General features: G+C 39.4%; 13 protein-coding genes. 5 read left to right on the forward strand and 8 right to left on the reverse strand.

Annotated features, from left to right (window positions below):
* A partial coding sequence (locus ACNQGS_RS28445) for a DinB family protein (protein WP_491490309.1) occupies positions 1 to 306 on the forward strand: 306 nt, incomplete at its 5' end.
* A gap of 328 nt (positions 307 to 634) precedes the next feature.
* On the opposite strand, the gene ACNQGS_RS28450 is transcribed toward ACNQGS_RS28445, so the two are convergent.
* The 6 genes from ACNQGS_RS28450 to ACNQGS_RS28475 form a co-directional block, all read right to left on the reverse strand.
* Positions 635 to 1,048, reverse strand: a complete 414-nt coding sequence (locus tag ACNQGS_RS28450; RefSeq protein ID WP_491490310.1) for a VOC family protein — start codon at positions 1,046 to 1,048, stop codon at positions 635 to 637.
* 352 nt (positions 1,049 to 1,400) lie between these two features.
* The gene (locus ACNQGS_RS28455) at positions 1,401 to 2,309 is read right to left on the reverse strand and encodes a Gfo/Idh/MocA family protein (protein WP_491490320.1); all 909 of its coding nucleotides are present in this window, start codon (positions 2,307 to 2,309) and stop codon (positions 1,401 to 1,403) included.
* A gap of 184 nt (positions 2,310 to 2,493) precedes the next feature.
* Positions 2,494 to 2,628 carry a hypothetical protein gene (locus tag ACNQGS_RS28460; protein WP_491490321.1) on the reverse strand — a complete coding sequence of 45 codons (135 nt, stop codon included), beginning with the start codon at positions 2,626 to 2,628 and terminating at the stop codon, positions 2,494 to 2,496.
* Positions 2,609 to 2,830: a helix-turn-helix domain-containing protein gene (locus tag ACNQGS_RS28465; RefSeq protein ID WP_491490311.1), complete on the reverse strand. Its 222-nt coding sequence runs from the start codon at positions 2,828 to 2,830 to the stop codon at positions 2,609 to 2,611. The genes ACNQGS_RS28460 and ACNQGS_RS28465 overlap by 20 nt, the downstream gene beginning before the upstream one ends.
* A 9-nt stretch (positions 2,831 to 2,839) precedes the next feature.
* On the reverse strand, positions 2,840 to 3,328 hold the full coding sequence (locus ACNQGS_RS28470) for a DUF2975 domain-containing protein (RefSeq protein ID WP_491490312.1): 489 nt from the start codon (positions 3,326 to 3,328) through the stop codon (positions 2,840 to 2,842).
* Between the two features lie 34 nt (positions 3,329 to 3,362).
* Positions 3,363 to 3,845 carry a DUF2975 domain-containing protein gene (locus tag ACNQGS_RS28475; protein ID WP_491490313.1) on the reverse strand — a complete coding sequence of 161 codons (483 nt, stop codon included), beginning with the start codon at positions 3,843 to 3,845 and terminating at the stop codon, positions 3,363 to 3,365.
* A 220-nt stretch (positions 3,846 to 4,065) separates the two neighbouring features.
* On the opposite strand from ACNQGS_RS28475, the gene ACNQGS_RS28480 reads away from it, so the two are divergent.
* Both ACNQGS_RS28480 and ACNQGS_RS28485 read left to right on the forward strand, forming a co-directional pair.
* Entirely contained in the window at positions 4,066 to 5,478 is a 1,413-nt protein-coding gene (locus tag ACNQGS_RS28480) for an FMN-binding glutamate synthase family protein (protein WP_491490314.1), read from the forward strand.
* A gap of 2 nt (positions 5,479 to 5,480) precedes the next feature.
* A complete protein-coding gene (locus ACNQGS_RS28485; protein ID WP_491490315.1) occupies positions 5,481 to 6,896 on the forward strand; it encodes an FMN-binding glutamate synthase family protein in 1,416 nt (471 codons plus the stop codon).
* A 201-nt stretch (positions 6,897 to 7,097) separates the two neighbouring features.
* Here ACNQGS_RS28485 and ACNQGS_RS28490 read toward each other — a convergent pair whose 3' ends face one another.
* Positions 7,098 to 7,718: a hypothetical protein gene (locus tag ACNQGS_RS28490; RefSeq protein WP_491490316.1), complete on the reverse strand. Its 621-nt coding sequence runs from the start codon at positions 7,716 to 7,718 to the stop codon at positions 7,098 to 7,100.
* Between the two features lie 882 nt (positions 7,719 to 8,600).
* Here ACNQGS_RS28490 and ACNQGS_RS28495 point away from each other — a divergent pair.
* Positions 8,601 to 9,197: a hypothetical protein gene (locus ACNQGS_RS28495; protein WP_491490317.1), complete on the forward strand. Its 597-nt coding sequence runs from the start codon at positions 8,601 to 8,603 to the stop codon at positions 9,195 to 9,197.
* Between the two features lie 16 nt (positions 9,198 to 9,213).
* Complete coding sequence (locus ACNQGS_RS28500) at positions 9,214 to 9,843, forward strand: hypothetical protein (RefSeq protein ID WP_491490318.1); 630 nt, start codon at positions 9,214 to 9,216, stop codon at positions 9,841 to 9,843.
* A 171-nt stretch (positions 9,844 to 10,014) separates the two neighbouring features.
* Here the strand turns inward: ACNQGS_RS28500 and ACNQGS_RS28505 are convergent, their stop codons facing one another.
* Positions 10,015 to 10,911, reverse strand: coding sequence for a LysR substrate-binding domain-containing protein (locus tag ACNQGS_RS28505; RefSeq protein WP_491490319.1), 897 nt, complete (start codon positions 10,909 to 10,911; stop codon positions 10,015 to 10,017).
* Between the last annotated feature and the right edge of the window lie 123 nt (positions 10,912 to 11,034).

The raw sequence follows: 11,034 nt of genomic DNA on the forward strand, positions 1-11,034 counted from the left end.
CGAATTAAGGGCACAGAGAATCCGCATAAGGCAGAAGACAATGAAGAAACCTTTGGAAATCCGGGGGATCCAGAAGACGAAATTGGGTGGGCCCAGACAGTGCAGCGCCTTAATGAAGTCATGAATAAATTAAAAACGGTCATTGCGGAACTTGACGATGAAAAGTTAAAAGCTCCGTATGCAGCTAACAGATACTCTATCGAGCGTTTACTCAGCAATATCATGATGCACGATACGTATCATCTCGGCCAAATTGTTCTGTTGCGAAAGTTGCAATCCTCTTGGGGTGGCGTTGATTGGTCCTAAAGCACCATAATTCTTTTTCCTGCTTTATGGATGGCTAAACGGGTGTGTTAGTCAATTAAATTAGAACGTATTTGCAGAGAGATCTTTCGCATATTTCATTGTTCAACAGTCGGGCGCTTTTCTTAAATAAGAAGGCGTCTTTTTGCATGTTCAACACATTTAGGGATTGAGTTTTTTGAGGTGTAAATAAGATTGTGAAGTATTGTATTTAAAGTAATGAGGGCATTTCTGAAAGAACGTTCGGCTGCTCAAAAAAAAGCAGCCGATATTGAATTGAACGGGTGAGGTTAACCAAAGAAGCAAAGGATGTGGACTTCATCCGAATAGACTAGGCTTCTGTGGACTGATGCTCACACAGGAGCATCCATGACGTTCCAAACCTGTCCCTCAGCTGAGCAAAACGCAGAGCGAAAAAGGTTTCTTCCATGGGCATAAAGATTTCTCCTCCTTCAGAGAGCAAGGTATAAAGCCTCTCAGCCTCTTCTGCACTGTAAACCCTGAGTGTCAGATAGACACTCCTCATAGGCTCAGCGCCCGGGATGTCGGCTCCCCTTAGCACCGTGTCCCCAATCTCGATGGTAGCATGCAGTATGTCGTTTTCCCGACCTTCTGGAACGTTCGTCGGATCTGGCAGTTGTTTAAAAGCCATCATCGATGTTATTCTGCCTCCGAGATGTTGTTCATAGAACCGAAAAGCCTGTTCGCAAACTCCTCGATAGTTAACGTAGATATCGAGCTTCATTGAAAAATCTCTCCTTTTTGATTTTAGTTGTTAGTCTAACAGGCCTGTAGAGGATTTGGTACCAGGAAGACAATTGGTTTCAGCTACTGCCAAACATTTTCAAGAAAAAGGCATTGCTTCTATGATGGTATGGGTGTATTAAAAAAATATGGCAGAATAAAAAAACACTGTCTGAAACAAGCAATTCTGGTTAGAAAACTGACAGTTTATGCATGGAATTTCTTTTCACGTAACGGGGGAGAATCGGTTAATAACAAATGATGCTGTTTTCCAGTCTGCTCTTTGCTATTCAACATGAATTTCACGAAAAAATAACCCCGTCTGTGGGCAAGGCGGGGAAGGTTTTGGTTTATTAAGCCTCGGGATCTATGTATTTTACGATTTGCTCGCAAATTTTATGAGTAAGCAAGGAATCCTCAATGGACGGTTCGGGTTGCCTATTGTTTTTGACGCAGTCGATAAAATGATTGGTGATTTGATAGAAACCGCGCTTATAGAGGGTCGGCTCCCAGTCCCCAAATTTGGTCACAATTATTTCTTTGTTATGATAGTGGGTTGTTTTCACCAGACTGTTGACGACATATTTATCATGGCTGGTCATATATTCAATGATTTCCTCGGTTACCCCGCCATTACGATTCATGACTCCAATCGCGGTACAGCCATCGCCGATAAGCTGAATGACCAATTGATTTAGCATTTCCCCGTTCCTCATGTACTCCACTTTGACATCTTTAACTTCCGTACCCATTAAAAATCTAAGTGTATCGACCACATGGACAAAATCTTCCACAACAAAGCGGCGGATATAGTCAGGGGCTGCAAAGCGGTTTTTTTGCATGATGATCAGACTAGGTTTCCCGTGTTCCTTGAGTTCTTTAACTCTTGGGATAAATCGCCTGTTAAAGCCGACCATTGCGATTTTGCCAGTTTCTTTTGCCAGATTGAAGATTCTTTCGGTTTCCTCGAAATTCATTGAAATCGGTTTGTCTACGTATAAATTGATTCCGTTCTCTAGTATTTTTTCTGCGATTTCAAAATGAGCTTCGGTTGCGGTGCTGACAAAAGCGGCATCTATTCCTTTTGCAATGAGTTCGTCCACTGTCTGAACTTTTTCTGAGATTCTGTATTTTTGGGCCAAGGTGTTCAGAGTATTAGCGTTACGTGTGCAAAGCACGAGTTCAATTCCTTCCTTTTCGGAAAGAACCGGCAAGTAGGCTTTTTTGGCAATATCGCCAAGCCCAATCAATCCAATTCGCATATTTTCCACTCCATATTATATTTTCTTAAGAAAATTTTACCTGTTCTCTCTATATGAAATTATACAAAATAAAACTAGCCATTAAAGAGAATGAAACTATTGCTGCAACTAGCTGAACGAGAAGAAAACCTGCCAACCGGCAGAATGAGGATGGAATTGGTGCCAGACACTCCCAAGATTCATATTAAATAGTATTCTCTAATTCCTTTTTGTAGTAAAAGCGAAGGCGGACAACCAAGCTGCCTTCGCTTTTACTTGATACAGTTTGCAGACTTGGCGTTGAAGAAATTTGTTGTCTTTTATTCTTTAGTTCCCTCATCATTTTTATATTCTAAAATGTCTCCAGGCTGGCATTCTAATGCATTGCAAATACCCTCTAAAGTGGAAAAACGAATGGCCTTGGCCTTTCCATTTTTCAAGATAGAGAGGTTAGCCATCGTAATTCCGACCCTCTCCGAAAGCTCTGTTACGCTCATTTTCCTTTTAGCCAGCATCACATCAATATTAATTATGATCGACATGTTTTCACCTCACACTATTAAATCATTTTCAGATTTTATATCTACGACTACTTTTACAAGTCTTTGGAGGACGCCAACAAAGGTTGCGATTATGCTTGAAGCAAAAGTGAGCATAAATCCCAAGCTTATAATACCTGTTATGTCTTCACCTGTACCTGCACTCAATATAACGACAGATATGATTCCAGCTGCAATAAAAGCAATAATGGTAATCGCACAACGTTTGATTACCTTCAATGCCCTTAAAGATAATTCCGTGAAAGCATTGTTTTTATCAATGTAAACTAAAAGTTTAAATGCTTGATACAACGCAATGAAAAAGGGCGTAGAGAATAAATAAGCAGCTAGTAAAAAGGGATATTGCAAGTAAGCAGTCTCTGGATGAGCTTCTGCATCTCTACTGGCGATCTCAGGCAGCAAAAATATACACAAACCAAGTGCGACAATTCCGATAAGAATAATTACTCCTTTTAGGAAAAAAGTTGCCCATCGGTTCATAAAAAACACCTCACAAATTAAATGTAATACATACCTAGACCGTTAAATCATTTTCAGATTTAATATCAATCGCTTCTTTTAACAGTTTTTGAAGAACCGCTGCAAAGACAGCGATCACCATGGAAGCAAAAGGAACAACCAATCCGACAAAGATGACACCCGGGGCGTCGTCTTTCTCCGCGAAGAGGTAGAAGAGCGGTAGGACCAGCACATGCAAAATGCTGATGGTAATCGCACATTGTTTGATTTTCTTTAAAGATTTTACAGATAGTTCGGAGAAAGCAATATTTTTGTCAATATAGCGTAAAAGTTTGAAAGCCTGATACAAAGCAAAGTAAAAAGGGATCGCCGATGCGTAAAAAACGATGAAGACGAGATATTTTATAGCATCAAACCCTGGAAGCAACTTTGCTGCAAGATTTCCTAATTCAGGCACCAAAAAAATGCATAAAGCAAGAACTGGGATTCCAATAAGAATAACAGCTATCTTTAAAAAGAGTGTTGAGACTTGTTTCATAAACAGCACCTCATATTTATTGTTAATGTGAATGTAACATGAAATTTATTGATAATCAATAAATTTTTATTTTTTATTATGATATTTTTTCTGTTATAAATATATGGTTTTTAAAGCCTACTCCAATATTTTCTTAGTATCATCATGATATTTATAGAAATAGCATTTTTTGGAATATACTAGTATTGGTTGAAACTTTTCAGATTATGGAGCAATAACAATGGCGAATATTTTATATTACTTGACCTTTGGAATGGTTGCGTTTGTTTTTACCATTTTTATATTCATGCTTTTTGGTTGGCGTTGGTTCATGAAACGGATGGTAAAACAAATGGGAAAGATTATTTTAACAGACAGTTACCAAGAAAATGTGATGGAATTGATGCCCGGGCTCCGGCATATGGGCATTCAAAATATGCTTGAAAATAGCTTGCGGGCAGAAACAGGCGATGTTCTCCACCGTCCGCTTGGCTCATCAAAAAAATGGCCGCATTTAGATTCGATTACCTTTATACCTGCCCAAACATCACCCTTTCCGATTGATAGTGAAGAAAATGTTGATGTAGAAGTAACCATTGGTCCCCAAGCAAAAAAACCGATGAAAATAAAAATCCCGTTAATGATCAGCGGCATGGCCTATGGGATTGCACTAAGTGAGGAAGTGAGACTTTCATTGGCACAAGCAGCGAATAATGTTGGAACCGCTATTAATTCTGGAGAGGGGGCCGTTTTGCCTGAGGAACTCAAAGTCGGTGGAAAATATATTTTACAGTTTTCCAAAACAGATTGGTCAAAAGAGGAAGAATTAATTAAGCAGGCCGATATGATCGAAATTAAGTTGGGACAAGGCGCATTATTCGGCACAGGCGGGAAAATCTCTCCAAAAAATTTAACGGGTCGTGCCCGTGAACTAATGGGGTTAAAGGAAAACGAGGATGCCGTGATATATGATAATTTTGTTGTAGATCAAACGCTGGATGACCTGAAAGAACTTGTTGACGAGCTTCGGAGTATAACAGGTGGTGTTCCTATTGGCACAAAAATTGGGGCGGGCGGGAAAATTGAAGAAGATATTGATCATTTAATCTATATGGGTGTTGATTATATTGCGGTTGATGGAGGACAAGCAGCAACACTCGGTTCTCCCCCTATTTTAGCTGACGACGTTGGAATCCCAACTCTGCATGCGATTGTCAGGGCTGCTAATCATCTAGAAAAGAGAAACATGAAAGGTAAGATTAGTTTAATTGCCTCTGGCGGACTTCTTGTACCCGGGCATTTTTTAAAAGTGCTCGCCCTTGGAGCCGATGCTGTGTATTTAGGCTCCTCTATGTTATTTACCGTCTCACATCCGCAATCATTGAATGCCCTTCCGTTTGAACCGCCGACACAAGTTGTTTGGAATCAAGGGAAATACAAGGATCAATTTAAGATTGAAGTAGGGGTAAAATCCGCGGAGAAATTCTTAACGGCGTGTACAGAAGAAATTAAGATGGCATTAAGAGCAATGGGTAAGCGTTCTTTAAAAGAATTATCAAAAAAGGATCTGGTATCCTATGATGAATTGACTGCCCAAATGGTGGGAATTCCGTTTTCCTTTGATCCATGGGAAGAAAAACAATTGGAGAACTGACTATGGCGAACATTTTATTTTATTTGACTTTTGCACTAATGTCCCTATTATTTGTCGTGTTTCTATTCATGCTCATTGGTTGGCGCTGGATGATGAAACAAATAGTGAAAATGGCTGGTAAAATTATTTTATCTGACAGTTATCAAGAAAATATTATGGAACTGATACCAGGCCTCAGGCATATGGGCATTCAAAATGTGCTAGAAAATAGCTTACGGGCAGAAACTGGAACTGTCCTTTTTCGCCCGCTCGGCGGCTCTGCAAAAAAATGGCCGCATTTGGAGCCGATTACTTTTATCCCAGCGCAAACGTCACCATTTCCAATTGATGGTGTGGATGAGGTGGATGTCACCGTTACCATTGGACCAAAGGCAAAAAAACCAATGAAAATTGAAATTCCATTGATGATCAGTGGAATGGGCTTTGGGATTTCACTTAGTGAACAAGCTAAACTTTCTTTGGCTAAGGCAGCAAATAAGACAGGAACTGCGATTAACTCTGGTCAAGGTGGAATTCTGCCCGAAGAGTTAAACGCTGCCGGGAAGTATATTTTACAAATTGCTAAAACAGATTGGGCAAAGGAAGAACACTTATTGAAGCGTGCTGATATGATTGAAATAAAATTAGGACAGGGCGCTTTAGCGGGAATGGGCGAAAAAATTCCGCCACAAAGGTTAACAGGTCGTGCTCGTGAAGTAATGGGACTTAAGGAAAATGAAGAAGCAGTCATTAACGAAAACTTTTTCGAAGATCAAACATTGCTAGATTTAAAACTACTTGTGGATGAACTTCGGGTACTATCAGGTGGAGTCCCCATAGGAGTCAAAATTGGCGCAGGTGGAAAAATAGAAGAAGATCTTGATCATTTACTCTTTATGGGGGTTGACTTTATTACCATTGACGGCGGACAGGCAGCTATGCACGGGGCACCGCCTATATTATTTGATGACTTTGGAATCCCGACATTACATGCTGTAGTGAGAGCTGTGAACCATCTAGAAAAAAGAAAGTTGAAGGGAAAAGTTAGTTTAATCGTATCAGGAGGCATGTTAGTCCCCGGACATTTCTTAAAAGTGCTTGCACTCGGAGCCGACGCTGTATATGTAGGCACGGCCATGTTGTTTGCTCTTGCCCACGATCAAGTATTGAATGCCCTACCATTTGAACCACCTACGCAAGCAATTTGGTATGACGGTAAGTTCAAGGATCAATTTAAAACCGAAGACGGGGAAAAAACAGCGGAAAAATTCCTATCAGCTTGTACTGAAGAAATGAAAATGGCATTAAGAGCAATGGGAAAACGCTCTTTAAAAGAGTTGTCAAAAAAGGATTTAGTTTCCTATGATGAATTGACGGCTAAAAAGGCCGGAATTCCGTTTTCCTTTAGACCATGGGAAGACAAGCAATTTGAGAATTAGTCCTGATAGAAAAAGGTAAATCCCCCAGCCATTGGATGGGGGATATTTTCGAGCGCTAACTTGCGGATGAGGTATCGCAACTTGCGGATAAGGTTCTGCAACTTGCGAATGAGGTCCACTTATCAATTACTAGAATGAGATAAAAATCCATTCAACTCAGAAAATCCGTGTCAATAGACAACCAGATATACTGTTTCCTAATTACCTTGAAAAGTTTTCGATGATCTGTGGGATCATTTCATAAAAAATCTCAAGAATCATAGTGACCAGCATGACGACTGCGGGTATGACTAGAATGGTAAAGCTTATATAAGCAAGTTTCAGCCTGCCATTTGAATTCTCGATCCATTTGGTTATACGTTTGATGGACCATACAAGAAGAAAAGCCCCAATAAAAAACAATACTGAAAACAAAGAGATGCCTAACGGGGCTTGAGGTCCAAATAATTCATTGTTTGGATTTGACAAAAACAAAGGGGTTCCAAAAATTATTAAGCTAAGCAACCCAAAGTAAAATCCCTTCAGACCCAACCTCATTCTTGAGGTTTGAAAAATAATCGTGTAAATAATACTGTTGGCTAGTGTTACGGCAATTCCTAATATTACGATCATCAAGGTTCCGGAAAAATGGAATCCACTCGCCATATGCGGGAAGAAAAACGCAATGATTCCCATTACCAATCTCAATAAAAGCCCAAAAATAAAGCCTGTGAAAATGGCTCCTATAAAGGAAATACCAAAATTCCTTGCGATTTTTTTCCACCACATTGAGGCGGTTTTCTTTACTGCTTCAGTGCTTTGCTCCCCTTTTATATAAATCACTCCATTCTCCAATATTTTAATTGGCTACTTCAATACTATGTTTATTCGGGGTGACGTGTCCGTACGAGTGGATTGGAAAAAAAAGGGGGACTTTTGCCACGTGCCAAGTTTCTTACGGCGATTGTCCCAGTAGTATGAGAGGTTCATAACCCCCGACCTGTTGAAAGAGAGATTGTCCCGGTAGTTATGAGAGGTTCATAACGCCCGAACTGTTGAAGAACCGATCGTTCCGGTAGTTATGAGAGGTTCATAACGCCCGAACTGTTGAAAGAGCGATCGTCCAGGTAGTTATGGTAGGCTCATAACGCCCGAACTGTTGAAGAGACGATTGTCCCGGTAGTTATAGAAAGGTTCATAACGCCCGAACTGTAGAAGGAGCGATCGTCCAGGTAGTTATGGTAGGTTCATAACGCCCGAACTGTAGAAGAGACGATCGTTCCGGTAGATATGGAGGCTTCATAACGCCTGAACTGTCGAAGAGGTGATCGTCCCGGTAGTTATAAGAAGGATTTTAACGCCTGAACAGTTTAGAGAGGGTTCTTCCCGGTAGATATGGAGGGTTCATAACGCCCGAACTTTTGAGTAAGCTATGGACCCCGGTCATTATGAGAAGTAAGGCCAGTTGGCTGCTTCACAACATGACCGTGAGTTCAACATGCAGCGAATTGATTCGGGAATTCTTAGTTTTTATTAGGTTTACCATTTATGGTAAGCCTGTTTTTTTCTTTTGCGTTAAAATGGAAACAGGTTGGAAATTTAGTGGAAAGGGATGAAATTGGATAGGTTTGAATTCATAAATTCGCTATAAAGAGATTGTCCCTCTTTATCTGTTAATCTAATTAATTTTTTTAAAATCATAATTTAAAAGGGGAGAGAGAAAACATGAAAAAATTGACCAGTCTTTTTCTAGCGGCTATGTTGCTATTCTTAGTTTCATGTTCAGCTGAAAAAACAGACAAACAACCTAAGGAAGCAGAAAAAACAAAAAGTGAGGCCGTGAATGTTGATAAAGGACTATTGAGTGTCACAATCACTTTGCCGGCCAGCATGTTTGAAGATCAAAACGTTGACGAAGTAGTGGCAAATGCCCAAAAAGATGGTATTACAGCAAAGAAAAATGCTGACGGTTCGGTCACTTACAAAATGTCAAAATCGAAGCATAAAGAAATGATGCAGGAAATGAAAACGACTGTCATCCAAACGATCAATGACACCAAAAGCGGTAAAGATTTTCAATCTATTAAAGACATAACCTACAAGGATGATTTCTCTGAATTTACTCTCATCGTAGACAAAGCAGCTTACGAAAACAGCTTTGATGGATTCGCCGCACTGGGTCTCGGGATGTCAGGGATGATGTATGAATTATTTAATGGAGTGAAGCCGGAAGAATATAAAGTGACCATTAACATTAAAGACCAGGCGACTCAAAACGTATTTGACCAAATCGTTTATCCGGATGCATTAGACAAAAAATAGAAAAGGGGAAACAGTCATGAAAAAGATGGGTTTATTTTTAGTATCCTCAGCAATCATTCTAGCACTTGCTGCATGCGGGCAAGACACGAAAGATGTCGCAGTCAAGGATACAGCCGCCGCAAAACAAGAGCAGCCAAAGAAGAATGAAGAAAAGAAACAAGAGCAAACGGTATCAAAACAAGGTTCTCGCACCAACCCAGTACCATTTCAAAAAATGGCAACCGTAGATGATGAATTGTACAATGATGCAGGAGAGTCATTTCCCATCAAATTTGATTTAACGATGGAGGAAGTCACTCGTGGTGACGCAGCTTTTCAAAAATTAAAAGCAATGAACGAATTCAATGAGCCAGCTCCAGAAGGATATGAATGGGTATTGGTTAAAGCGAAAGTAAAATTCACTGAATCAAAAACACAAGATTTATCCTTTAACATTGATGGAATCATGAATTTTAAGATGGTCAGCGAGGGTGGGGACATCTATTCTGGTGATGCATATGGTACAACTGATCCAGATTTTTCATTTGAAATGTACGTGGGAAATGAAAAAGAAGGGTATATTGCTGGACTTGTAAAAGCCGGAGAAAAGGCACAGCTTCGATACGAAGAACTCATGGATGGGCAGGTATTCTTTAACTTGCAATAATGATAAGTCTTCAATATAAATTCAGTAAGATATTGATAAATCTAAAAAGCCGGATACGTCTAGTGTATCCAGCTTTTTAGATTAGGAAGAAAAAGACTAAAGACGATGTAAAAGCAGTGCTATTTGTTGGTTCTAATTATTAATGATATTTAAAAATCCTAATTAATTTTTTTAGCCAGAAGCAACATGTGTATTCTTAGAAAAAATGATTTCCTTAAACATATCGACATTTTTATTCGCAGAAAGGGTGGGTTTTGTCACCCAGTAAAATTTTTGCAGCATAGTATGTCCGGAAATTCTCATGACTTTTAGAGTACCTTTTTGCACTTCATTTTTAACAGCCGAGTAGAAAACAATTCCTACTCCTAACCCATTTTCTACTGTCCGTTTCATTGCCTCAGTATCTCCGATTTCCATCGAATTCGAGGGGGTAAATTCTATCCCAAGCTGTCTAAATGTATTCTCCGCAAGCTTATGAGAACCAATCTCCATAATAATGAAATTGGCCTCAAGCAGCTCTTTGATCCCTAATTCATTGTCTTGCGCCCAAGGATGATCCGGTGAGAGGATTAACACAATCTCGTCTTCCGCGAATGGTTCTTCTATCAGCGAATTCATCTTTATTTCCTCAACGACAAGTGCCACATCAATTTCATCATTTAATAGTTTTCCAATAACTTCTTTCGTTCTCCCAACCTTCACTTGAATAACATTATCCTCCATATACCTCTTACACTGGGAAATAATTTTCGGAAGAAAATATGTACCAATCGTTAAACTTGTCCCCACTTTGATTGGGTTATTACTAGACTGCTGTTCTTGGGTGGCGAGGAACGATTCGTCATATAATGAGAGAATTTTCTCCACATAGGTTACTAATGTTTCGCCTGCAGGAGTCAAGGAAATATTCTTGGAGCGAATAAATAATGGAACATTGTACAACTTTTCTAGGTTTTTAATATGTTGGCTGACAGCAGGCTGGGATATATGTAATTTTTCTGCTACTTTAGAAAAATTCTTATCCTTCGAGAGAGTTAAAAAAATACGATACATTTGCTCAATGTCCATAGGATTCCCTCTTTCTTATACCTATAAGCATTGACTTATAGGACATATAAAAAATCAGTATTTCCGTAATAACTTAATTTTAATTATAATCCAATTAATCGAATATTCAATAATTTTAAAGTT

This window comes from Neobacillus sp. PVCKKU3, assembly GCF_058323225.1.